The organism is Cyanobacterium stanieri LEGE 03274, assembly GCF_015207825.1.
GTDB lineage: Bacteria > Cyanobacteriota > Cyanobacteriia > Cyanobacteriales > Cyanobacteriaceae > Cyanobacterium > Cyanobacterium stanieri_B.
This window is the reverse complement of the sequence record NZ_JADEWC010000019.1, coordinates 13,367-37,194: the sequence shown is the minus strand read 5'-3', so window position 1 is coordinate 37,194 and position 23,828 is coordinate 13,367. Positions and strand designations below refer to the sequence as shown.

19 protein-coding genes, 2 tRNA genes and 1 pseudogene are annotated in these 23,828 nt (G+C 37.5%); 11 read left to right on the top strand and 11 right to left on the bottom strand.

Going from position 1 to position 23,828, the window contains the following annotated elements; genetic code table 11:
- Window positions 1-381: 381 nt before the first annotated feature.
- Window positions 382-1,944: a cryptochrome/photolyase family protein gene (locus IQ215_RS09390; protein ID WP_193801050.1), complete on the bottom strand. Its 1,563-nt coding sequence runs from the start codon at window positions 1,942-1,944 to the stop codon at window positions 382-384.
- A 144-nt stretch (window positions 1,945-2,088) separates the two neighbouring features.
- Here IQ215_RS09390 and IQ215_RS09385 point away from each other — a divergent pair, with 144 nt between their 5' ends.
- The gene (locus IQ215_RS09385) at window positions 2,089-6,150 is read left to right on the top strand and encodes a CBS domain-containing protein (protein ID WP_193801049.1); all 4,062 of its coding nucleotides are present in this window, start codon (window positions 2,089-2,091) and stop codon (window positions 6,148-6,150) included.
- 70 nt (window positions 6,151-6,220) lie between these two features.
- On the opposite strand, the gene IQ215_RS09380 is transcribed toward IQ215_RS09385, so the two are convergent.
- The 7 genes and pseudogenes from IQ215_RS09380 to IQ215_RS09350 form a co-directional block, all read right to left on the bottom strand.
- Window positions 6,221-7,660 (bottom strand): RecQ family ATP-dependent DNA helicase, encoded by a 1,440-nt coding sequence (locus tag IQ215_RS09380; RefSeq protein WP_193801048.1) that lies wholly within the window; start codon window positions 7,658-7,660, stop codon window positions 6,221-6,223.
- On the bottom strand, window positions 7,650-9,476 hold the full coding sequence (locus IQ215_RS09375; RefSeq protein WP_193801047.1) for a PP2C family protein-serine/threonine phosphatase: 1,827 nt from the start codon (window positions 9,474-9,476) through the stop codon (window positions 7,650-7,652). The genes IQ215_RS09380 and IQ215_RS09375 overlap by 11 nt, the downstream gene beginning before the upstream one ends.
- A gap of 206 nt (window positions 9,477-9,682) precedes the next feature.
- Window positions 9,683-10,060: pseudogene (locus IQ215_RS14555) on the bottom strand (M23 family metallopeptidase); the annotation flags it as partial.
- A 1,224-nt stretch (window positions 10,061-11,284) separates the two neighbouring features.
- The gene (locus IQ215_RS09365) at window positions 11,285-11,740 is read right to left on the bottom strand and encodes a tRNA (cytidine(34)-2'-O)-methyltransferase (protein WP_193801045.1); all 456 of its coding nucleotides are present in this window, start codon (window positions 11,738-11,740) and stop codon (window positions 11,285-11,287) included.
- Window positions 11,741-11,764: 24 nt separating this feature from the next.
- Window positions 11,765-12,013, bottom strand: a complete 249-nt coding sequence (locus IQ215_RS09360) for a 2Fe-2S iron-sulfur cluster-binding protein (RefSeq protein WP_193801044.1) — start codon at window positions 12,011-12,013, stop codon at window positions 11,765-11,767.
- Between the two features lie 6 nt (window positions 12,014-12,019).
- Window positions 12,020-13,021: a hypothetical protein gene (locus IQ215_RS09355; protein WP_193801043.1), complete on the bottom strand. Its 1,002-nt coding sequence runs from the start codon at window positions 13,019-13,021 to the stop codon at window positions 12,020-12,022.
- A gap of 29 nt (window positions 13,022-13,050) precedes the next feature.
- Complete coding sequence (locus IQ215_RS09350; RefSeq protein ID WP_193801042.1) at window positions 13,051-13,302, bottom strand: hypothetical protein; 252 nt, start codon at window positions 13,300-13,302, stop codon at window positions 13,051-13,053.
- 205 nt (window positions 13,303-13,507) lie between these two features.
- On the opposite strand from IQ215_RS09350, the gene IQ215_RS09345 reads away from it, so the two are divergent.
- Window positions 13,508-13,580: transfer RNA gene (locus IQ215_RS09345), tRNA-Ile, on the top strand.
- Window positions 13,581-13,593: 13 nt separating this feature from the next.
- Here the strand turns inward: IQ215_RS09345 and IQ215_RS09340 are convergent.
- Window positions 13,594-14,052, bottom strand: coding sequence for a hypothetical protein (locus tag IQ215_RS09340; RefSeq protein ID WP_193801041.1), 459 nt, complete (start codon window positions 14,050-14,052; stop codon window positions 13,594-13,596).
- A 70-nt stretch (window positions 14,053-14,122) separates the two neighbouring features.
- On the opposite strand from IQ215_RS09340, the gene pyrE reads away from it, so the two are divergent.
- From pyrE to IQ215_RS09325, 3 genes are all read left to right on the top strand, one after another.
- The gene (gene pyrE, locus IQ215_RS09335; protein ID WP_193801040.1) at window positions 14,123-14,692 is read left to right on the top strand and encodes an orotate phosphoribosyltransferase; all 570 of its coding nucleotides are present in this window, start codon (window positions 14,123-14,125) and stop codon (window positions 14,690-14,692) included.
- Between the two features lie 267 nt (window positions 14,693-14,959).
- Window positions 14,960-15,373: an adenosylmethionine decarboxylase gene (gene speD, locus IQ215_RS09330; protein WP_193801039.1), complete on the top strand. Its 414-nt coding sequence runs from the start codon at window positions 14,960-14,962 to the stop codon at window positions 15,371-15,373.
- Window positions 15,374-15,788: 415 nt separating this feature from the next.
- Window positions 15,789-16,007 carry a DUF4327 family protein gene (locus tag IQ215_RS09325; RefSeq protein ID WP_193801038.1) on the top strand — a complete coding sequence of 73 codons (219 nt, stop codon included), beginning with the start codon at window positions 15,789-15,791 and terminating at the stop codon, window positions 16,005-16,007.
- 5 nt (window positions 16,008-16,012) lie between these two features.
- Here the strand turns inward: IQ215_RS09325 and IQ215_RS09320 are convergent, their stop codons facing one another.
- A complete protein-coding gene (locus tag IQ215_RS09320; RefSeq protein ID WP_193801037.1) occupies window positions 16,013-17,149 on the bottom strand; it encodes an anhydro-N-acetylmuramic acid kinase in 1,137 nt (378 codons plus the stop codon).
- 83 nt (window positions 17,150-17,232) lie between these two features.
- Window positions 17,233-17,304, bottom strand: a tRNA-Asn gene (locus IQ215_RS09315).
- A gap of 135 nt (window positions 17,305-17,439) precedes the next feature.
- Here IQ215_RS09315 and IQ215_RS09310 point away from each other — a divergent pair.
- From IQ215_RS09310 to IQ215_RS09285, 6 genes are all read left to right on the top strand, one after another.
- Window positions 17,440-17,928: a hypothetical protein gene (locus tag IQ215_RS09310; RefSeq protein ID WP_193801036.1), complete on the top strand. Its 489-nt coding sequence runs from the start codon at window positions 17,440-17,442 to the stop codon at window positions 17,926-17,928.
- 400 nt (window positions 17,929-18,328) lie between these two features.
- Window positions 18,329-18,700: a cyclic nucleotide-binding domain-containing protein gene (locus tag IQ215_RS09305; RefSeq protein ID WP_193801035.1), complete on the top strand. Its 372-nt coding sequence runs from the start codon at window positions 18,329-18,331 to the stop codon at window positions 18,698-18,700.
- Window positions 18,701-18,709: 9 nt separating this feature from the next.
- Complete coding sequence (locus IQ215_RS09300; RefSeq protein WP_193801034.1) at window positions 18,710-19,930, top strand: acetate/propionate family kinase; 1,221 nt, start codon at window positions 18,710-18,712, stop codon at window positions 19,928-19,930.
- Between the two features lie 118 nt (window positions 19,931-20,048).
- Window positions 20,049-20,414 carry a response regulator transcription factor gene (locus IQ215_RS09295; protein ID WP_193801033.1) on the top strand — a complete coding sequence of 122 codons (366 nt, stop codon included), beginning with the start codon at window positions 20,049-20,051 and terminating at the stop codon, window positions 20,412-20,414.
- 166 nt (window positions 20,415-20,580) lie between these two features.
- On the top strand, window positions 20,581-21,093 hold the full coding sequence (locus tag IQ215_RS09290; protein WP_193801077.1) for a chemotaxis protein CheW: 513 nt from the start codon (window positions 20,581-20,583) through the stop codon (window positions 21,091-21,093).
- A 73-nt stretch (window positions 21,094-21,166) separates the two neighbouring features.
- Complete coding sequence (locus tag IQ215_RS09285; RefSeq protein WP_193801032.1) at window positions 21,167-23,824, top strand: methyl-accepting chemotaxis protein; 2,658 nt, start codon at window positions 21,167-21,169, stop codon at window positions 23,822-23,824.
- Window positions 23,825-23,828: the final 4 nt, after the last annotated feature.

Genomic DNA, 23,828 nt, shown 5'->3' with positions numbered 1-23,828 from the left:
AAAACCTCTCAAATAAAATCCCAGCCTAATTAACCTCAATTTAGGTTAAAACCCTTGACCATTCCTTGTATAGATTTATGGGTGCTGAATCCATTTATTTCCAAACATAAAAGTTCAATTTATTGAACGAAAAATCCGTAGCCTTGTAATGAATTACAAGGCGGGAAATACTGAAGTTAATTATATTTATAGCAATCTTTTTTCTATTTCATATAAGCAACAAAAATTATTGGCATTACTGATTTTGAGTATGAAGCATTATTGAATTGCAGTAAATGTATAGTATTACTATTACCCATTTCCTATGGCCAAACTCCACTAAAAATCATATCTTAATTCACAAACGCCAAATTATTATATGGTGAATGATAGTAAATTAATTTAATGTTCATCATTATTAATTCTTTTTTGTGCTAAAAAATTAATAGTTTCTAAATCTTTTTCTGACATTTTTTCCAAATGTTTTAAAACCAAATTCATCCGCCCTTGAGTGCGTAACTTTTCCTCATGTCTAGCCAAAAAATTCCAATATAAATAATTAAAAGGACAAGCATTTTCTGTGAACTTTTCCTTAGGATTATAACAACATCCCTTACAATAATCACTCATTTTATTAATGTAATTAGCCGAAGAGGCATAGGGTTTTGATGCTAAAATCCCCCCATCAGCAAACTGCCCCATGCCCAATACGTTAGTTTGCATTACCCAGTCATAGGCATCAATAAAAACCGCATGAAACCATTTTTTTAACTCTTGAGGAGAAATACCAGCCACCAAACCATAATTACTTAAAATCATTAATCGTTGAATATGATGGGCATACCCAGTATTTTCCGTCTGTTTTAACACTTGATGTAAACAATTCATATCAGTTTTGTTACTATCCCAAAAAAAGTCAGGAATAGGGTTTTGATGATCAAACCAATTACTACTAAAATAACTATCATCAACATAGTGATATAAACTATACATATATTCTCGCCATCCTAGTATTTGTCTGATGAATCCTTCTACGGAATTGAGGGGATAATCTCCTTGATAGTAAGCATTTTCTACAGTTTTTATTACCTCTAAAGGTTGTAATAAGCCAATATTTAAATAAGGAGAAATTAAACTATGCCACATAAATTTTTCTTCTGTTATCATGGCATCTTGATATTTACCAAAAAAATTCAATCTATATTGTACAAACTGATTTAATACTTTTAAGGCTTCTTCTCTTTTTACTGCCCACTGAAAATTATCTATTTTCCCATAGGTTTTATCATTGATTTTTTTTACTTTTTCAATGACTTCTAAGGTTATTTTATCGGGTTTAAAAAATAGGGTAACAGGAGTTTGCAGATTTTTTTTTGGTGGTTGACGGTTTTCTTTATCTAAATTCCATTTTCCACCGATGGGTTTATTGTCTTCCGTTAGTAGGATGTTAAATCGTTGGCGACTTTCTCGGTAAAAGTCTTCTAAAATCAACTTTTTTCTTTTTTTCGCCCATTGTTTAAATTCTTCTTTTTGCCACAAAAAATTGCTATTCGGAAAAAGTTTGATATGACAATTTATATCTATTTCTTTGAGGAAGCTAAAAAAAGATCTATCATGGTTATTAGATGAATTAATTTGATTAAAAAGTACGGTGCGATCGTCACTAGGACTCATCAAGCGTAATTCTGTAATTTGATAATTTTTTATCCAATTTATGAAAGATTGCTGAAAATTGTCATTAATGACATAAGACACTTGCCAATCATCTTCCTTTAATTCTTGGGCAAAATGACGCATAGCCGACCAAATTAAAACCAATTTTTGGCAATGATAAGTCTGTAAAGAGCCTAGATTAAAAGACTCTATAAAAAGTATGTAGGTATCTTTTTTTTGTTGTAAACGACTTAATAATGCAGAATTATTTTTATTTAATTGATCACCTAAAATCCAAATGCCAACAGCCATAATAATTAAGATAAAATTTTATTTAGTATAAGATAGTTAATACAATAAATTGACGAAGTTATCAACCACAAACAATGACAATATTTTTTATAATTTTCTAATGTTTATTTTTTTTCGCCACTAACCATTATCAATCCGTAAATAATGTCCACTGATAATCGCCCTCAAGTAATGAAAAATAAAGTCTTAAGTAATAACTATATTACAGTAAAACTAGATACTAGCTTATTGGATGTTGTTGAACAACTTAGTCAAATAAAATCAGAAAATTTAATAGAGAATAAAAATTCAAGATACATTCACAAAAATAGGCATTTTAGTTGTGCATTAGTAGTTAATAATGAACGTTTAGTTGGTTTAATTACCGAAAGGGATATTGTTAAAATTTCGGCTCAAAATTCTTCCTTAGAAAATATTGTAGCGGCACAAATTATGACAAGGGATGTAATTACTTTTGAGGAAGATAAGGTAGGAAGCGTTTTAGAATTAGTAGATATTTTAAAGACACATCGAATTAGACATTTACCCTTGGTAGATAAAAAATCGAGGGTGGTGGGTATTGTGACTCCCGAAACCATTCGGGCTACTTTACAACCCCTTGATCTTTTGAAGCATCGTCATGTAGAAGAAGTAATGAGGGGTAATATAGTTTGTGCTTCTCGAGGGCAAAAGCTGATTGATTTGGTGCGTTTAATGGCCAATAATCGTATTAGTTGTGTGGTGGTGGTGGATGAGGAGAAAGGGGATAAGGCTAAACCCTGCGGGATTATTACGGAAAAGGATATTGTTAGGTATCAAGCCTTAAGGTTGAATATGGATGAGTTGGAGGCGCAACAGGTAATGACTCAACCTTTGCGGGTGATTCGGGCGACTTCTTCCCTTTGGGATGCCCATAAATTGATGGAAAGGAAAGGTTTTCGCCGTCTGGTGGTGGTTGATAGTCAAGGTTATCTTCAGGGTATTATTACCCAAAGTAGCGTATTAGAGGGAATTGATCCCCGTGAGTTACAAGATGTAATCATTGTGCTTGAAAAGCAGGTGGAGTTGTTAGAAAGTAAAAATACGGAGTTGTTACAGCAACTAATTAAACAACAACAGGAAAGTTTACAGGAGGCGGAAAAAAGGGAGAGGTTATTACTGGATATATCGTTGCGCATTCGCTCATCTTTGGATTTAAATAGGATTTTACGGGGGGCAGTGGATGAGGTGAGAAATTTGTTATCGGTGGAAAGGGTGGTTATTCTTCGGATGGCGGAGGATGGGAAAAGTCTTTTTGTGATTGAATCTATTGTTGATTCTCAGTATTCTTTGAAGGATAGGGTAATTGAGGATAATTGTTTTAAGGATTTATGGTTAAATTCGGGAAAGTCTTTTGCTACTAAAATCATTGGGGATGTTGATGGTGGTGATTTAAGGGAATGTTATCGGGATTTGTTGGTTAGTTTTGGTATTCGCAGTAGTTTAGCCATTGGTTTGGAGGTGAATCAATGTTTGTGGGGATTATTAATTGCCCATAGTTGTGAGGAAATTCGCCCTTGGAAAGCTGAGGAGGTTGAGTTTTTAGAAAAGTTGGCGATTCAATTGTCTATTGGTATTCAACAGGCAAGTTTATTAAATCAGTTGAAGGATAATAGTTTAGAGTTAGAAAAAAAGGTGGCTAGGCGCACCTTGGAGTTAACTAATCTTAATGGGCAATATCAGGAGGAGTTGGTTAAATCCAATGAAATACAGAGGGAGTTGGAAAAAACAAAGTCAACTTTGGCTGGTATTTTGGATGTTGCCCAAGATGGGATTATTTCGATTAATGATGAGCAAAAAATCATTATGTTTAATCAGGGGGCAAGTCAAATTTTTGGTTATACTCCTGAGGAGGTTTTGGGTAAACCGTTGGATATTTTGTTACCTGATAGGTTTGTTGTGGGGTATCGTCGTCATGGGAAAAATTTGGAGACTCGGGGGGAGATAAATTCTTGTGGTGGTATGGGTGATGATAAAAGGTTTGTTTTGGCAAGAAGAAAGGGGGGGGAGGAATTTCCCATTGAGGCTTCTATTTCTCGGTTAGTTACGGATGAAGATGTTATTTCTACGGTGATTTTAAGGGATGTGACGGAGAAGACGGTTTTGGAGGCGGAGAGGAGAAGGTTAGCCCATTATTTGGAGGTGAGTTTAAATGAAATTTATGTTTTTAGTGCGGATACTCTTTTGTTTGAGTATGTGAATCAGGGGGCTTTAAATAATATTGGTTATGGTTTGGAGGAGTTGCAAAAGATGACTCCCATAGATATTAAGCCTGAGTATGATAGGGATAGTTTTCAAGGGTTAATACATCCTTTGTTGATGGGGGAAGAAAAGATTTTAGTTTTTAAGACTATTCATCGTCGCCGTGATAATAGTTTATATCCTGTGGAGGTACATCTACAATTGGTGGATGAGGGTAAGAGGAGGGTTTTTGTGGCTATTCTTTCTGATATTACGGAAAGACAAAGGGCGGAGAAGCAGTTAAAGGATGAGTTGGATAAGAGTTTGTTGTTAGGTAGTATTACGGATAAGATTCGTCGCACTCTTAATCCTGATGATATTTTTGCGACGGCGGCGCAGGAGATTGGTTTGGCTTTTGGGGTGAATCGTTGTTTGATTCATGATTGTTTGTTTGAGCCTTTTTTTTCTATGCCTTTGAGGGCAGAATATTCTAAGGGTGATTATCCTTCGATTATGGCTTTTCCTGTGCCGATTCAAGGGAATGTTCATCTTAATAAGATTTTATATCAAGAAGGGGCGATCGCCTCTAATAATATTTATAAGGATAGTGCTTTTGCTTCGATAATTGGTTACTGTCGTACCATTCATCTTAAGTCTATTTTAACTATTGGTACTTTTTATCAGGGTAAAATTAATGGTGTGATTATCCTTCATCATTGTGATTATTTCCATGAATGGACGCCCCAAGAGGTTGATTTAATTGAATCCGTGGCCGCTCAGTTAGGAATTGCGATCGCACAATCAAACCTCTTAAAACAGGAAAAACAACGACTAAATCAACTAGCTTTCAAAAATCATGAATTATCCCAAGCAAGGAAGGAAGCTGATTCGGCAAACCGTGCCAAAAGTGAATTTTTAGCCATGATGAGTCATGAAATTCGCACTCCCATGAATGGGGTAATAGGGATGACAAATTTATTGGCGGATACTCCTTTAAATTCTCAACAGGAAGACTTTGTAAAAATCATTCGCCACAGTGGAGAAAGTTTATTAGTTATTATCAATGATATTCTGGATTTTTCTAAAATAGAATCAGGGAAATTAGAGTTAGAAAATGAATCATTTAATTTATTAGATTCTATCAAAAGTATTATTGATTTAATGAAGTTTCAAGCTAGTGCTAAAAACATTCAATTAATTTATCATCATCAATTTTTAAATTGTGAATATTTTCGAGGAGATGTAACTAGACTTAGACAAATTTTATTAAACTTAATTAGTAATGCTATCAAATTTACCAAGGAAGGTTCGGTAAAAGTTACCCTCAGTAATAGTATGGTTAGGGATAAAAAATGTCGTCTTAAATTTAGTATCAAAGATACGGGAATAGGTATTCCTAAAAATAGACAAAATAAATTATTTAAACCTTTTTCTCAGATAGATAATTCCATTAGTCGTCATTATGGTGGCACAGGATTAGGCTTAGTAATTAGTAAGCGATTAGCTGAAATGATGGGCGGTGAAATGTGGTTTGAGAGTGAAGAAAAGATAGGTTCTACCTTTTATTTTACGGTCATTTTACCTGTATCTAGTGGAATAATAACAACTCTTGATACGGATGTAGAAAAAAACGGATTAGCTAATAACAAACAATATAAAATACTATTGGCTGAAGATAATAAAGTTAATCAAAAAGTAGCTATTTTAAGTCTCAAAAAATTAGGATATAAATGCGACACAGTTGTCAATGGTTTAGAAGTCATTGAAGCGGTAAAAAATGTTGATTATGACATTATTTTTATGGATATACAAATGCCAGAAATGGATGGTTTAGAGGTTACCCGATGGATTCGCAAACATAACATCCGTCAACCTCATATTATTGCTATGACGGCTAATGCCATGGAAGGTGATAAAAATATTTGTCTTCAAGCGGGAATGAATGATTATCTTACCAAACCTCTTCATTTAGATGAATTAAGACAGGCTTTACAAATGAAATTATGATTTAAGGTGCGCTGGATAAAACCTATTTATGTTTACTTTTCTTTATTCTATCCCTTAATCATATTAAGCCCTAATTTTTAGTACAATTGTCACAAACTCCACAACGAAAAGAAGAATTAATTTGATGGTTAAAAGCCCCCATTAAAAAACTCCAACGACAAGATTTAGTGGTTAAATATTGTTCCATTTGTATGATTAATTGTTTTTCATATTTAATCATTTCATTAATTTTTTTTTGAGGTTGATTTAATTTTAACTGAAACTGAAAAGGATTTAACCAATTTAGTTGTTTTGCTGTGGTTAATATACCTAAATATAACTCATTTTCTTTGGAGACAAAATTAGTAGATTGACGAGAAAAATTTGGTAATAAGTTTTGTGTTTCTTGATAATATTGGAGAGTTTGAGCCATAAAAAAAGAGCGTGTTTTTTTATCCGTATTATCAAATATACCTGTAGATTCACTGATTATACTAAGGGCTTGACTTAGCTTACCATCTCGTCCACCTCTACCTATTTCTTGAAGATAATCCGATAGTAATAAGGGGACTTGATAATGGATTATCCATCGTAAATTTTGTTTATTAATTCCCATACCAAAAGCATTGGTACAAACTACAAATTTAATTTTTTCTTCTAACCAATCTTGTTCTATTTGTCTTCTTTTAATACTAGGTAAGCCCCCATGATATGATTTATTTACATAACCATTTTGATTAAGATAATTAGAAATATTTTCAGCTTCTTTTCTCGTTCTAATATAGATTAAACCACTCTGTCTTTTTGTATTATTTAAAAAGTTAATTAATTGTTTTTTTCTTGCCCTTGGAGTCCAAATTTGTTTAATTTTTAGTTGTATATTTTGACGGTATGGGCTGATGATAAATTTTTGAGGATTATTTAAACCTATGGTGTCGCAGATTATTTTTTGGGTAGTAAGGGATGCTGTGGCGGTAAAACAGGCGATCGCCATTAGGGGGTGATTATGCTTTACTTGTAATAAACTAGGGCGAATTGCCCCCAAACGAGTATAACTAGGGCGAAAAGTTTTGCCCCATTGCACCACACAATGGGCTTCATCAATAACTAAACCGTTAATCAAGAAATCCTCACGGCTGATAATTTGCCATACCACGGGGCTAAGAAGGGTTTCAGGGGAAAGATATAATAACTTTAATTCTTGTTGTTCCAATTTATATATTACCCTGGTGCGATCGCCCTTACCCATCTCCCCATGTAAAAAATCCACCGCCCACCCCTTATGCTTCAACTCCCCAACCTGATTTTCCATCAAAGCAATCAGAGGAGAAACCACCAAAGTTAAACCCTCAGAAACCAAAGCAGGTAACTGAAAACAAATGGACTTTCCCGCCCCCGTAGGCATCACCACCAAACAATCTCGTTTTGCCAAAAAAGACTCAATCACCTGTCGTTGAGGATAACGAAAATCATCATATCCCCAAATATTATTTAACTCCCCCCGTAACCAATCACCGCCCCTATCCATCATATAGCCAAACCCGAGAAGAAGAATTAGAAGGACTTTCGTTAGACTTCCACTGATGATAAACCACCCCCAAAACAATACCCACCATCACCAACAAAATAGCAATCCCAAACTTATAACGCTCAAAAAAATTATTCTTCCTAACCACCGTCACCGCCGATAAATCAGGCTGAGGTAAATCAGGCAAAACCGCCCCCAAACTCGCCCAAGATAATTGCCTCTGTTTTGGTGCATCCACCCTCCCTATCTGACAATACACTAAACCAACAGTTACATTATCATGACCATTTTTCGTCAAAGCAATATCCATCAAACGGGCAACACTTTCAGATAAAGACAACCCCCCCGACAAAATCGGTAAAATTTCCCTACGCCAATATTGCTCAACCCTTTCAAAATCCGATAAACCATCAGAGCATAACAACAATATACAATCCTCATCGGGAATAATACGTTTAATATGAGGACGAATATTCTTCGCATAATCCGTACCCAAAGCCTGAATTAAAGCCCCAGCTTGAGGATTATTAGTCATCTCCCGATAAAAACTATAACCTAAACGCACCTCCCTCGATGCCAAATCATCATCCACCGTTAATTGATGACAACCCCCAGAAGTAACTAAATAAATACGAGAATCCCCCACATGACCTAAATATACTTCATGATCCAAAGCTAAGGTCAACACTACCGTTGTTCCCATTCTATCCCGATCCTTACTTCCCTGCTCATTATTAATTTCCGCAATTTGATCATTAGCAGTTGATATGGCCTTGAGAATCTTTTCTTTATCAATTAAAGGAGTCCAATTTTGGCTATAAAGGGTGTCTTTGAGTTGTTTTTGATAAATTTGGTTTAATTCTTTCCCGAGGGTGTCTATGGCTAAATTAGAGGCAATTTCACCGCCTTTTTGTCCCCCTAGTCCATCACAAACAATGGTTAAAGTATTAATTCCCGTGACATTTTCTTTTAATTCTAAGGCAGGGGGGTAACAAGCATCTTCATTATTTCCTCTTTTTTTACCCCCATCAGTGTTAGTGAGGATGTGATATTTTCTTTGATAATAATTTTCCCCGAGGATAAAGAGGGCTTGATCTAAAATTTTGATCAGTTCTCCTGTACTGGTAATTAGTTTTTGTTGTAAACAGAGGACTATATTAGTAATAATTTCTTGGACAATATCGGCACTATCGGCCATCAAAGGCTCTAATATGTTGCCTAAGTCTTGTAAAGTTGGCTTGTAATGGTCATCGGTAGTCAATTCCATTATCTTGACAATGCCCCCATCTACCCGTAAGTTATCCTTTGCCAAAAAGCTAGATAAAATCTTTTGTTTTTTGAAGTAGTACCAAAGTTGTACCATTTGCCATAACCAATTTAACTGTCTGAGGGGGGAAGCCTCAACCCAACAACTACTCAGGGTAGGAAAAATTTGAGGATAATTTAACTCCCCCGACTCATCAAGGGGAATGGTTTGATGTTCTAATAACCAAATATAATCACTGTTTGCCGTGGCGATCGCACCATAAACTTGAGGTACATGCAATCGTTGAGGAAAAAGACGCTGATAAGGAACAATACTCGAGGGAACATGATCAGGAAAACTAGGGACTTTTTGAGGCTTAGTATCTAAAACAACATGATCATTAATCACATAAAAGCGATCGTCAATCAAAGTCTGTCCCTCAAAACCTTGAACCTCTCCACCCATCACCCACAAATAACGCCTAACCGTTGGACTATTACACTCCCCACAAATACCATCACCCAGCGAATTAGTAGCATTACATTGAGGATTGATGCAGTGAATATGAACCATAACTCATTGAACAACAAAAACTAAAAACAAGATAGCCCCATTGTAACCCCCCATGACTAAGGGATTACTTTAAAAAAAAATGGCATTGCTTAATTATGGTATGAAATATAGTTGAACGACACAAGAAACTAAGACCCCTAAATATTACAACTGTTCCCTTTCTCAACGAAAAATTATACCTAAAATCAGCAACGCCAAAAAAGAAACTATCTTCTTGCCAAATGACTCATAGGATTAACCGCCCTTCCTCCACGATGAATCTCAAAATGAAGATGGGGCCCCGTGCTAAAACCCGTACTACCCATATCAGCGATTAACTGCCCTTGTCTTACCCTCTGTCCACGGCGCACATGGTTACGGCTATGGTGTGCATAAAGGGTAATAGAACCATCATTATGTCTAATACGAACCCAATTACCATAACCCCCTGTACTCCAACCAGAGGTAATCACCTCTCCATCAGCGGCCGCCACAATGGGAGTACCGACAGGCCCTGCAATATCTATTCCTCGGTGCATCCTACCCCAACGAGGGCCATACCCAGAGGTAAACACCCCCTTAGCCGGCCAAATATAACCGTTAAAGGGTCGTTCGGTTTCGGGCAAAAACTGCTCAGGGGAATTAAGTTGAGGGGGAATATCAGGGGAATCAATATTAGCCGGGGGCGGCATATTGGCAGGGTTATAAAAATCTATCTGAATGGGAATTGATGCCACTTCTCGGGGAGGCGTTACTTGGGTAGGATCATTGTTATTTAATTCCCTAACGTTAAAATCAAATGTTTCTTGATTACTGATGAGGGTGGGTTGATTATTGGGGGTAAAACTTTGCACCTCAATGGGTACTACTGCGGTTTCTCTATATTCAGGCTCGTAGGCTTGGGTAAAGTCTTCCCCAGAGGTAGAAGAATTGTCATTGAAGGTATTGGGGTTGTTGCTTTGAAAGTCTTGTGTAGGGGTATTATTTTCAAAGCTAAATTCTGTTTGGGTAGGAATTAAAACGGGTTGATTTTGAGAGAAGTTTTCTGAGTTATTTTCCACGGCGGGAACTACTTGAATGGGAATCCCTTGGTTAACATCTTGGTTAACGTTTTCTACGGCAATGGGAATGGGTTGGGATTGGGCGATGGTGGTTTCTTGGGTGGGTGTGAAGTTTAGTGAGGAATTATTGGTTTCTGGGTTATTTTGATAGGTGCTAATTTCTTGGGCGCTGATGATATTTTCTGTGTCTTGATTCTCTAGTTGAAACACCGCAGACAATTCAGGTTGATCATTGGCACTAAGTAGTTGTCTTAATCTACGGTTACTGGCAATGTCGAATTCTGTTTTCTCTAATGTTTCGCTGTTTTGGTTCAATTCCCCCTGATTGGGGTTTAAGGAGGCGATTTGTTCGGGGTTGCTCACTAGCAAAGTAGGGCTGTTTATGGATGATTCATTGATAACTACCGCTGATGCTGATTCTGGTATGGCAATGATTCCAAGGGCGATCGCAAATGCTCCCTTATAAACATGGTTAGATGTCTGTTGAAAATTCATCGTTTTGTTCCTGTTACTTAATACTAATCAAAATAATAGACAGAAAACTACAAACAGAAATAAAAAAATTACTGTCAAGTCACCATCAAAGTCATTGAATCTAAAAAAAATGTTAAAGGTAAATTTTAACTTAATCTATCAGTAAATGTGCAATTTTGCTTAAAAAAGCCCCAAATAGGTTGCTCTCTTAATCTTTAGCATTGCTTGATTATTGTCTGAAATATAATTAAATGACGTTAGAAATTGAGACAGCAAAATATTATCTCCCTAACCTCATTTTTTCAATTGACGACGGGTTTCAAATAACACCACCGACACACTAACAGATAAATTTAAACTACGCACTGTTCCTTCCTCCATCCGAATAAAACTGGTCAAATCACATTGTGCCAGAAGTTCAGGGGGTAATCCGTTGGTTTCGCTACCAAATAATAACCAATCATCTTGGAAATATTCACACTCTAAATAATCTTTTTTTCCCCGTACACTATAACCAATTAATCTTCCTCCCCTTTGTTTGGCCACGTCCAAAAATTCTGTGATGTCGTTATGGTAAGAGAGTTTCACATGGGGCCAATAATCTAATCCTGCTCGTTTTAAGTAGCGATCGCTAATCTCAAACCCTAAAGGGCCTACTAAATGAAGCTCTGTGGCAGTGGCGGCACAAGTTCTAGCGATATTACCCGTGTTGGGGGGAATTTGGGGATGAACTAAAACAATTTTAGGCATTTAAAAAAAATCTCCATGAAAGTGTTACCAAACAGGATCAGAGTATACATTAATTATCAACTCTTTTTCTCCCGCAGGTACTGCACTAATACAAGCACAAATTATATCTTCTTCCCCTTCTGGCCCTATTTCCACTTCACAGGCATGACAAGATCCCATCAAACAACCCGTAGGAATAAACACCCCCGCACGGGATGCCACCTCTAATATTGGCTCTCCTGCTTCGGCTTCGGTGGTTATATTATCTGGTAAAAATTTAATTTTGATCGTCATTTCCCTTTAATTTTTTAGCTGATTAATAACGTTTTTGTATCTAAAGTATAAGTCTTCCCCCGGAATGGGCTTTTCAAATTCTTCGGGATGGGCAAATTCTGTGGAGGGATAATGGCTTCTAATATCTTTGGTGGTTTGATAAAAACTATTCCACAAGGTTAGTAATTCTAAAAGTCTTTGGAATTGAACGTAAATATCTTGGTATTTTCTTTTGAGGGCTATATACTGAAACATTCTGGCGAAATCCTCATCTTTGGTTTTTTCTGGGGGGATTTCGATAATGTTACTTAGTTTGATAAATTTTTCTCGATTTATTTTGACAAATAATACTATTTCATTAAAATTTTGGAGGTTTTTATTTAAGAGATAATTGACCATGTCTGAAACTGTTTTTAACAAGGAAAAATCCTCTAAATTATACTTTTTAAAAAGGTATAATAATTTGAGGGCTAATTCATCTTGACGGGCCACAGTTTCCAAAGTTTCTACATAGGAATTAACAGCAAATTTTCCCTCTTCTGTTTTTATATCCGGTAGAATTGCTTTTCTTTCTGCGTTTAATGCTTCAATAAATTCTTCTGGTTTGAGTTTTTCTTCTAGTTTTTTGAGGACAAATTCATAGAGTGCTTGTTGTTTGGTGCTGCGGTGAGAAAGTTCGATTTGTTCAATTTTTAAAAAGGTGTGTTGTGCTTCTACGGCAACCCGAAAAAGGGCTACATAGTTTCTTAATCCTTCATATTCGCCGATTTCTTGGGCAAAAAGATTGTTTATGTTAAAGAAGGTGACAAATTCTGGTTCAACAAATTTAGGGTTATCTAAAGCTCTACCAATGGGGGTCAAGATTTTTAATTCTGACATCACTTGTTCATGATGTTTGATTACTTCTTCAGGAATTTTTTCTTGTTCTTTATGGATGATTGATTCTAGCTTTTCTACCATGGTACGATCGCCCCATAAAGGACGATTCCACCAAGATTTATTTAAATTATTATTAGAATCATTATTCATGGGCTAACCTTCAATTCAAAATCAATTAATTACTTTTGAGAACTTTTATGTCTTTGCTTAAGATCATTAATTTCCGTGAGAATTTCTTGCTCATTAATTAAAGAAAAACCTTCCCCAGAATTATCATTTTCATCCACGAATTGAGCCGTAGGATTTTCTTGAGGTGACGAGATTCCCGCCAAAGATTCATTACCCATATAATGGGCGATCGCCCCTGTAGCCACTCCTGCAAAAACACTACCAAAAATAACCACCAAAAAAGTAATTACACCACTATTCATAATCAACTATTACCCCACTACTTAAATAACAAAAAACTTCACAAAAACCCCAGCCCCAAAAAGAAAAACAAACTCTAATTTACACCATTTAGACAAAAAAACTAACAAATCCGCCTTAAAAGCCTTAATTATGCAAAAAAACCCAGAAACCATCACCCAACATTTGACAAAAAGGTACTACTACCTTTTATAATAGTAAAAGTGACCAGGGTTGGCCGAGCGGTTGAGGCAGCGAACTCATAATTCGCCCTAGACAGGTTCAACTCCTGTACCCTGGATTTTGTCGAACTCCTAAGGAACAAGATAATCAGGATTCGTACGTAAAGAATCCCTAAAAGGAGAATCCATATCCCTTGTACGTACACGGGGAGAACCCTGCTGAAGTTGTTTAAAATAATCAGTCATAATCACATTCAAAAGAAATCCATCCCTAGCGATATTATTTTCAGGATAAGAACCTTCCCCCCCATGTCTTAAGCCCAACATAGAATCAAGGAAACCAGTCACCGAAGACTTTTCAAAAAAATCTCCACTATGATAATGAAAAGCCTCATCAAGTAACTCAGGAAAAGTAAGAGGACTAACCGTTGTCTCCACAACCTCTGTGGAATTCACCCTAGAGCGATTTTGATATGTATTTTGGCTAATTAATTCTTGATCCGACGCACTAGCATCGGAAGGATGGGCAATAACACAAGTAAGAGTAGTTAAAGCAGCAATGGTGACAAAACGAGAAATTTTTGGGAACATAATTAATTGTTTGCTAAAATCATGTTTGCTCTAATTGTAACGAAAACTAGAATTAAATATCTTTAATATTATGGACAATAACAGCTTATCTCTCAAACAACAACTATTGGATATGTTTGTAGAGTATGCCTATCAAGAAGGGGACTTTATCCTTTCTTCAGGACAAAAAAGTAATTTTTATCTCAACGGCAAACAAGTTACTCTTAGGGCGCAAGGGGCTTTAGCCGTAGGTAAACTAATTTATACCATGCTTGACGATCAAACTAAAGCCATAGCGGGGCTTACCCTAGGGGCAGATCCCATCGTCAGTGCCGTTAGCGTGGTTTCGGCCTACGAAAATAACCCCATTCCCGCTCTAATTATTCGTAAAGAAGCTAAAGGTCACGGTACTAAAGCCTACATCGAAGGACCCAGTCTCCCAGAAGGCTCTATGATAACAGTTTTAGAAGATGTGGTCACCACTGGTAAATCTGCCATGTTAGCCGTGGAAAGACTGATTAACGCAGGATACAAAGTAGATAAAATAATCTCTTTAGTAGATCGTCAAGCCGGGGGCGCTGAGTTTTATCAGTCTCAAGGATTGCAATTTGAAAGTATTTTCACCATTGCCGATATTCAAGCAAGAAATCGAGAAAAATAAACAGAATATCTTGACAAAAAAGATTACTTTGTATATTATTGTATCTTACGTGAGTTAAATCGATTTTTAAGCACTTCAAATGCTCGTTACCGAAAGAAAAATCTAGCGAACATTTTTCCTCACAAAAAGAAAGGATTTTACCAAATACCCATATTTTACTAAATCTTCTTCTTCGGGAAGGGTGACATCTGTTGCCGTATGTGCTTAAAAAAAAGAAATTCTCACCCATGCAAATTATCAAAGAGAGTATAGAGTGAGTTGACAAGAATGAATAAAGTGGGTACACATTTAGTGGTAGACGCTTGGGAAGCACCGGCTGATCTTTTAAATAATCCTGAAAAAATTCGTCAAGCATTATTAGACGCCATCAGTGCAGGAAAAGCGACATTAATTGATATGTGTGTACACCAATTTAGTCCCCACGGTGTAACAGCTACCGTTACCCTAGCGGAATCTCATATTGCTATTCATACATGGCCAGAACATGGTTACTTTGCCGCCGATTTATTTTTCTGCGGTGCGGGGCAACCAAGGGAAGCCATGAAAGTGTTACAAGTTGCCTTAGAAGCAAAAAAAGCCACCATGCGCGAAATTGACCGAGGTTTTGAGCAACCAGTTCATGAGCAGTTGACTGATACCCTTGCCCAAGATTTTGCGTCTAGTTTACAAGCGGTGAGTTAGTTTTTATCTTGTAACATTGTCTAAACAATCTCTCCTGATAATGTCAAAAAAAATCAAGATTTAGTCAACAAATTTTTATGGCATTTAGTTCAGGTAAAAGCGAGATAAGTTACTGTTATGGTTAGGTATAATTTAACTTTAATTAATAGTTATTTTTTTACCTAACCCCTCGTTTTATGTTTTTATAGTTTGTCTATATTTATTAGTGAAAAAAGTCTTGTAACAATCGATACAGTTACAGTAGTTATCTATTTAAAAAAATTCTAGTGGGTTGTCAATTGTCTTTAATTATGGTAATAATGGAGTAGGGAAGCTAAAAATTACTCTCTAAGCAAAATAGATAGTTTTCCTTGGTTCGATAGATTACTCAACAATCAAATCATTTTTATCGTTTTAGTAAAGTATTAGGAATTTTATGCCCAATAAGCAGGTAATTCATCCCATGGTGAAGTTGCAACAGAAAGTAGTATCATTGGTTAATTCTGAGATTATCAAGTCCGATGATAGTATTGGTAAGATTGCACTTTTATTTGGTGATCAATGGTCGTTTTTTAAGTCGGAATTAGTTGCCTATGGTTTTTCTATGCAAGATCCTGTTAGTGATATTCTTGTGGTAGAAACTTGGGATGATTAATTTTTTTAGGGATAATGAATCTCCCCGAGGAGGGCTTCTTTTTTCGCCCCTGTCACTACGGGTAAGTTTCCCGTAAAGGAGTTTACCCGCCAATAAGCTAAAATGGCAAAGGCGATCGCCTCTTTAAACTCTGTGCTAACGTTAAAGTCATCGGTAGTTAAAAGGTTTACAGTGGGTAAGTTTGCCTGTAGTCTTTCCTTTAAATAACCGTTGCTACTGCCTCCCCCCCCTAAGATTAAATCATGGGGTAATGTGGGTAAAAACTTCTTATAGTTGTGAGCAACGGAAGCGGCTGTTAACTCAGTGAGGGTAGCCAAAAAATCTGCCTCGGATAAATCGAAGGATTGAGCATCTTTTAAACACTGCTCTAAATATAAATGTCCAAATAATTCTCTGCCCGTAGATTTGGGTGGTTTTTGATTAAAGAAATCCTGTTTTAGCCATGTTTTAACTAGGGGCATACAAGGCTTACCCTGCCGACTCCATTGCCCGTCAAAATCGAAGGTTTTTTGATTATGGGTAAATTTTTGTACGGCTAAATCTATTAAAGCATTGCCCGGCCCTGTATCCCAACCCATTATTTTTTCTTGCCATTGAGGTTGATGGTTAGCGGGAAGATAAGTAACATTACCGATACCACCGAGATTTTGTAAACAACGGTTATGTTTTGGATGGGCAAATAAGCATAAATCAATTTTAGACACTAAAGGCGCTCCATGGCCTCCCATGGCGATGTCACCTTGACGAAAATTACTGACGGTGGTGATGTGGGTAAGATGGGCGATTAACTCTCCTCTACCTAGTTGTAAACTATAACCCAATTGATGTTCCTGTGCTGGTTGATGGAAAACTGTTTGTCCGTGAGAGCCGATTAAATCAACTTTGAGATTTTCGGGAATAACATTAATAGTAGCATCAGCAAAACAAGAGGCGATCGCACCGTCCAACTTCGCCAAATCCTCCATAGATATACTAGCCCCTTCACATACAGCCAATATCTGAGAGCGTAAATCATCGGGGTAAGGAAAAGTTTGCCCCGCTAATAAATTGACGGTTAAATCTAAACCATCACCCTCTATGTTTACCACTGCCGCATCAATGCCATCAACAGAAGTACCACTCATCAAACCCACAACTATCATGTATAAAAAAACCTATAATAATCTAAAATTAATTTTCGACTATTATAGGGTATGATAGTAACACTACATTTTATTTTTTTTAACTCCCCGAGTAGGATTCGAACCTACGACCAATCGGTTAACAGCCGACCGCTCTACCGCTGAGCTATCGAGGATTGCTCTTCACATTTATTTATTATAGCTAGTGACAAAAAAAAAAGCAAGGAAAAAATAATTTTTTTTGCCAGTAAATTTAAATACTTAAAAATTAGCGTATGCTAAAAATGGAATTATAAAGCAATACACACCCCATGCTAACGCAACATCGTCCCGTTTCTATTTCTTACCTATCTACCAATCTTAACCTTCTAGCACAACTTACCACCATTGCTACCATTTATCAAAGACAAGAAAACACCTTTCATTTAGTGCTGAAAAATGTTGATTTCCATGGCGTTGAAAGAAATAGAGGGAATAATCAAGCATCGAATAACCCTTCTACCCATCATAAAAATTTAATTTGGTTAGAAATTTCCCCCTATAGGGTAATTATGACTCAACAACATCAAAGTCAGTTAAATTACAGACATTTTTGGGAAAAAGGGGTTTATGGAGTCAGTCGGTATTGGCTCAATACTAAAGAGGAAAAGTTTAATAACCATAAAATATATTTACGCAACTATACCCGCAATCTAACTATGATTGGCGGTAAGATTCCCGAATCTCTGAGGATTGACTATGAGCTATGGACTAATAATCTTAATCTCGGTCATTATATTTTACATCTGGAAATTAACTAAGGTGCGCTGGAAAACAACCCCAATACCGCAGACTAAACATGAATAACTGACGTTACGCAAAAAAGATAATTAGTTCTTGGTTTGAGGTGTTAGGTATCGGGTATCAGGTTCAAAAATTTAGAACAACTCTACATTAATTAATGGTCTTATTTTCACTTCCTCAATAACCTCATAAAAACTTTTCACATTTTTAACCACCCCACCTGTTAAAAAAAATTACGTAACGTCAGTGAATAAGTTTTAGGCATTATTTATTTTGTTGAATCTCATCAAGAAAAAGAATTTAAATGTTTTCCATCAAAGTGGATGATGGTTAATAACTTACTTAAACAGTTCTTAATGTTAAATAAACTAAGATCCTGACATAATAAAATTTGACCAATATAAACAGAAAAATACCATGTTAGAACCAGGAGATCTCGCCAATCGTTTTTTTAATAATTTACAAATCCGTAACGTTTCCGCAGGAGATGTCATTTTTAGGGTAGGGGAAGATGGTAGCGTGATGTACACTTTGATTAAAGGGCAAGTAGATTTAATGGTGAATGATCAAAGAGTAGAAACTATTTTGGAACATGATGTTTTTGGGCAAGGGGCGTTAGTACAACCTGATCATAAAAGGGCTTCTACCGCCATTGCACGTACGGATTGTCAAGTAGCTGAGTTAGATCGAGATAAGTTTGTGTTTTTGATACAAGAAACCCCTTTATTTGCTCTTGAAGTAATTCGCAGTCTTTCCACTCGTCTGCGTAAAATAAAAGGTGAAGTTTAGGTTTTAATCATGAAAATATTAGTTCTCAATGCAGGTTCAAGCAGTCAAAAAAGTTGTCTTTATGAAATTCAACCCCATACAGATTTATCGACACCCTTAGAACCTCTTTGGGAGGCTAGTATTGATTGGACAGTAAGTGATGAGTATGGGTTATTAAAGGTTTTTGCCAATGGTCAGAAACGCAAAATCGATTTACCTTTAGATAATAAAAGGGATGGTATTTTGATTATGCTCGAAACCATTACCCATGGTCATACAAAAGTTTTGTCAAGTCTTGATGATATTGATATTATTGGTCATAGGATTGTCCATGGGGGGCGTAGTTATTCTCGTTCTTGTATTATTACCCCTGAGGTGGAGCAGACTATTAAAGATTTGATTCCTTTAGCTCCTAATCATCATCCCGCTCACCTTGAGGGTATAAAGGCGATCGCCCTTACCCTGCCACAAACGCCCCAAGTGGCGGTATTTGATACAGCGTTTCATAGTAGTATCCCGCCCAAGGCAAAAATTTATCCATTACCCTACCAATGGTATGAGAGGGGGATTCAAAGATATGGTTTTCACGGCATTTCCCATGGCTATGTGAGCCAAAGAGCAGCTCAAATTTTGGGTAAACCCATGGAGGATTTAAAAATTATTTCCTGTCATCTGGGTAATGGTTCATCGGTGACAGCCATCAAAAATGGTCATAGCATCGATACCAGTATGGGTTTTACTCCCCTGGAAGGGTTGATGATGGGTACTCGCTGTGGTTCTATTGATCCGGCTATTCTCCTTCATCTTATGGATGAATATGGTTACGATTACGGGCAATTGAATCAATTACTGAATAAAGAATCTGGTTTATTGGGTGTATCTCAAATATCTGCCGATGTCCGTAGTATTATAAGTGCGATCGCCAATGGTAACCATCAAGCTCAACTAGCTCTCGACATTTTTACTCACCGAGTTACATCGGTGATTGGTTCGATGATTCCGGGGCTAGGAGGCTTAGACGTTTTAATTTTTACCGCCGGGATAGGAGAAAATTCCCCCTTAATTCGTGAGCAAGTATGTTCTCAATTTTCCTTCCTTAACCTCAAATTAGATCGAGAAAAAAATCAGGGCAAATGTCTTGATCGAAATATTGCAAACCCCGATTCCTCCGTAGCAATCATTACCATTAAAACTCAAGAAGACTGGGCGATCGCCCTTCAAACCCTTCCCTTTTGCCCCAAAGAATCATAACATAACCCCCAACAAATTAGACCGAACCATGGAGAGTTAGACAAAATGATGAATAATGGATAGTGAGTAGTTAAAAATAAATAAATATTAATTATCAATTGTCAATTATTACGTTCCTATGAAAAAAATTTTACTTGTAGAAGACAGTAAAACCACCAGAGAAATTATTAGTAACTTACTCACCAAACAAGGATTATTAGTACAAAGCGTAACCAACGGTGAGGATGCCTTAACAGTAATGAAAACCACCATACCAGATCTAGTTATATTAGATATAATCTTACCCAAAATGAACGGATACGAAGTTTGTCGGCATATCAAATCAGAACAAAAAACCCAAAAAGTTCCTGTAATTCTTTGTTCCTCCAAAAAAGAAGAATTTGATCGTTATTGGGGCATGAAACAAGGAGCAGACGCTTACATTAGTAAACCATTTCAAGCCAGTGAACTAATGAAAATGATTAAACAACTACTCAAAAAATAATTATTTATAATTTATTTTCTAATGGAAATAATACATTATAATTAATGATCAGTTACACTTCTCCTAATCTTTATTATTTAATTTTCATAAAATTTTAAAGAAGTTACACTGTAATTTCAGCCCAAGAGCATCGAAAATGGTAGATAATCAGAAAAATTCCCCATCTATGGACGAATCACCCTATTCCCTAACCCTTGATACAGAATTTACCGAAGATGTAGAAGCGTTAGAAGGGGAATCCCATCTTCGTTTTTTTCTCCCCTCAGGAGACGAATTCGCCCTCTCTGCCATGGGTATTAGAGAAATCATGCAACAAGAACCGGGAAATATTACCCCCGTACCCAACGCCTCCCCCCTACTGCTCGGGACAATCAATCTTCGAGGGGAAATTATTTGGGTAGCAGATCTAGGGCAATTTTTAGGGTATCCTAACATGTTAAACACCGATCGTGGTGAAGTTCCCGTAATTGCCGTCGAAGAACAAGACATTGTTCTAGGATTAGCAGTAAAATCATTAGGAGCAATTCACTGGCTAGAAGTGGATAAACTACAAATACCCCTAAATATTCCCGACCACATTGCCCCCTATGTTCAAGGGGAATGGGTAGAAGGAAGAAATCATCATATAAGGGTATTAGACCACATTGCGATTTTACGCTCAGCCCGTTGGGTAGCCTAACTTTAGAGTAGTTATATGATAGACACATTATTAAGTTTAAACTTAGAATTTAGCAACTGACGGAGAAGTAAAGATGGCATCAGAAACTGACTATCAAAAAAGATACACCCAAGCACAAAACGCCTATTTAGAAGGGAATTTGCCAGAGGCTCGTGATATTACCGATATTCTTGTTAATGACTACCCCGAAGATCCTGCTATCTTATTACTTAAAGGTCATATTTGCTTACAACAGGACGACTACGATAATGCTAAACATAGTTATCAAAAAGTTTTGCAACTGAGCGATCGCCCCGAGCTAATTAATTTAGCAAACCAAGGATTAGAACAAATAGACGAACAAGAAGACAACATCTATCCCGTAGAATTAGAAAATCCTAACTTTGGCGAAGAAGTAGAAGAATTTGAAGAAAGAGAGGAAGGAGATAACTGGACCAATAGTCTCTCCTTAGATAACCTCGATTGGGACCCCGAAGATTTAGAAGAAGAAGACATCGAAGATCCCACCCTCCAACAAAATCCCTCCTTCACCAATCAAGAACAATTATCAGATCAACTCAAAAATCCCTTTGACACGGATCAAGAAAATGACTTTGACGATGACATCACCGCCACCAATTTCGACTCCCTCTCTCAACCCTTCGACTTCGATCCTGAAAACCCCCAAGATGACGATGAATTTGAATTTGGGGTAACCAACATTCAAGACTTAGACGTTGATGTTAACCCCTCCGACATCGACTATGACAACCTTCCCTCCTTAGAGATGGAAGAAGAATCAGAAGAAGACATCACCGGTAGCCCCACTTTTGTGGTCTCCTCCCAAGACGAATCCTCCAACTCCCAAGAATCAGACCTAGTGGACTTAGAAGAAATGCTCACCAGCACAGGGGGAGACTTTCTTGACGACCTCAACGACGACGACTACGGCGACTATAGCTCCGCCCTAGAACCCCTAACCACCCCCTCAGGATCTTTTGCCACCAAAAATCAAAGCACCAATATTGAAGATGATGACGATCAACCCTTGGCTTTTGGAGATGATGAAAAATTCTTTTTAGCCCCCGACGATCTCGATGACATCCCCGACATCTCCTCCGATAGTATTCCCTCCTCTATTTTTCCTCAACCCCAACAACCACAAAACAACGATAAATTTGATGACGATGACGAAAGTAGCTTTAGCTTTAACACCTCAGACCTTAATAGCATTGACTTAGGGGGGGACGATGGCATAGGTACGAGTGCTTCTTTTTCCCCTTATACTAGCCCGGCCTATCAAGCCATGCCCTCTGAATTGGAGGTACACCCCAATAAATTTAGTAAATATTACAATCTATCCAGCTTCAACAAACAATTGTTCCATGGTTTACTAACAGGGGTAGTTTCCTTCGTGGCAGTGTTATTAATTACCTCATTCCAAGGAGGCGCCACGGAAGGGGAAAGACAGGGTTTAGGATGGGGAAATAAATTTATCCTTGGTTTATTGACAGGGATTGCGGCGGGGGGTACTACCGCAGGGGCAGGCCTAGTGATGGCAAAACACGTAGAACATTACACCAATGATCTTCAAAATCAGTTTGACTCCATTTATCAAGGTAATTACGATGTCAAAACTAGCGTTTACTCCCAAGATGAATTTGGAACTCTAGCTTCTAGTTTTAATCACATGGCGAAAATGATTAAAATGACCACCACCGAAGCCAAAAAAAGAGCCGAAGATACCGAAAAAGCTCGGGAAGATTTCCAAAAACAGGTGGTTAAATTCCTCGATGACGTGGAAGGAGCGGCAAGGGGTGATTTGACGGTTCAAGCGGAGGTTACTTCTGACGTTCTTGGGGCGGTGGCAGATGCTTTTAACTTAATCATTAAAAACGTTCGTACCATCGTCATTCAGGTAAAACAAGCGGCTATTCAGGTAAATAAAGGTAGTACCGATAGTGAAGTATTTGCCCGTAGTCAGTCGAGCGACGCTTTGAGAATGGCGGAGGAATTGGCGGTAACTCTTAATTCGGTGCAAATGATGACCGATTCGATTCAGAGGGTAGCCGAAAATGCTCGAGAAGCGGAGGAGGTTGCCCGTTCTTCTAGTGTGACAGCTTTGAAGGGGGGAGATGCGGTAGAGCGCACCGTGGCGGGTATTTTACAGATTAGGGAGACGGTATCAGAAACTACCCGTAAGGTAAAACGGTTGGCAGAGGCATCCCAAAAAATTTCTACCATTGTGGCGGTGATTTCTAACATTGCTTCCCGTACTAACCTTTTGGCTCTTAATGCTTCGGTGCAGGCTGCTAGGGCGGGGGAAGCAGGTAGGGGCTTCTCTATCGTAGCGGCGGAGGTACGACAGTTGGCGGATAGATCGGCTAAGTCTTTGCAGGAGATTGAACAAATTGTATTACAGATTCAAACGGAAACAGGCTCGGTAATGACGGCCATGGAGGAAGGTATTCAACAGGTGATGGATGTTACCCGCCGTTCTGAGGATGCTAAACGATCCCTAGAGGATATTATTCAAGTAGCTAATCGTATTGATGCCCTGGTGCGCTCTATTACCGCGGATACCGATGAACAAAGGGAGAATTCTAAGGGGGTAGCTAAAGTAATGCAGAATGTGGAGTTAACGGCCCAAGAAACTTCCCAAGAGTCTCAACGGGTGGCTGGTTCTTTACAAAATTTAGTAACCATTGCGAGGGATTTACTGTCTTCTGTGGATATGTTTAAGGTGGAATAGTCGG

Bases quoted from the DNA above. Each gene is read 5' to 3' on its own strand.
- IQ215_RS09390 (WP_193801050.1), bottom strand. From the start codon at position 1,944: ATGGCTGTTGGCATTTGGATTTTAGGTGATCAATTAAATAAAAATAAT.
- IQ215_RS09385 (WP_193801049.1), top strand. From the start codon at position 2,089: ATGTCCACTGATAATCGCCCTCAAGTAATGAAAAATAAAGTCTTAAGT.
- IQ215_RS09380 (WP_193801048.1), bottom strand. From the start codon at position 7,660: ATGATGGATAGGGGCGGTGATTGGTTACGGGGGGAGTTAAATAATATT.
- IQ215_RS09375 (WP_193801047.1), bottom strand. From the start codon at position 9,476: ATGGTTCATATTCACTGCATCAATCCTCAATGTAATGCTACTAATTCG.
- IQ215_RS09365 (WP_193801045.1), bottom strand. From the start codon at position 11,740: ATGCCTAAAATTGTTTTAGTTCATCCCCAAATTCCCCCCAACACGGGT.
- IQ215_RS09360 (WP_193801044.1), bottom strand. From the start codon at position 12,013: ATGACGATCAAAATTAAATTTTTACCAGATAATATAACCACCGAAGCC.
- IQ215_RS09355 (WP_193801043.1), bottom strand. From the start codon at position 13,021: ATGAATAATGATTCTAATAATAATTTAAATAAATCTTGGTGGAATCGT.
- IQ215_RS09350 (WP_193801042.1), bottom strand. From the start codon at position 13,302: ATGAATAGTGGTGTAATTACTTTTTTGGTGGTTATTTTTGGTAGTGTT.
- IQ215_RS09340 (WP_193801041.1), bottom strand. From the start codon at position 14,052: ATGTTCCCAAAAATTTCTCGTTTTGTCACCATTGCTGCTTTAACTACT.
- pyrE (WP_193801040.1), top strand. From the start codon at position 14,123: ATGGACAATAACAGCTTATCTCTCAAACAACAACTATTGGATATGTTT.
- speD (WP_193801039.1), top strand. From the start codon at position 14,960: ATGAATAAAGTGGGTACACATTTAGTGGTAGACGCTTGGGAAGCACCG.
- IQ215_RS09325 (WP_193801038.1), top strand. From the start codon at position 15,789: ATGCCCAATAAGCAGGTAATTCATCCCATGGTGAAGTTGCAACAGAAA.
- IQ215_RS09320 (WP_193801037.1), bottom strand. From the start codon at position 17,149: ATGATAGTTGTGGGTTTGATGAGTGGTACTTCTGTTGATGGCATTGAT.
- IQ215_RS09310 (WP_193801036.1), top strand. From the start codon at position 17,440: ATGCTAACGCAACATCGTCCCGTTTCTATTTCTTACCTATCTACCAAT.
- IQ215_RS09305 (WP_193801035.1), top strand. From the start codon at position 18,329: ATGTTAGAACCAGGAGATCTCGCCAATCGTTTTTTTAATAATTTACAA.
- IQ215_RS09300 (WP_193801034.1), top strand. From the start codon at position 18,710: ATGAAAATATTAGTTCTCAATGCAGGTTCAAGCAGTCAAAAAAGTTGT.
- IQ215_RS09295 (WP_193801033.1), top strand. From the start codon at position 20,049: ATGAAAAAAATTTTACTTGTAGAAGACAGTAAAACCACCAGAGAAATT.
- IQ215_RS09290 (WP_193801077.1), top strand. From the start codon at position 20,581: ATGGACGAATCACCCTATTCCCTAACCCTTGATACAGAATTTACCGAA.
- IQ215_RS09285 (WP_193801032.1), top strand. From the start codon at position 21,167: ATGGCATCAGAAACTGACTATCAAAAAAGATACACCCAAGCACAAAAC.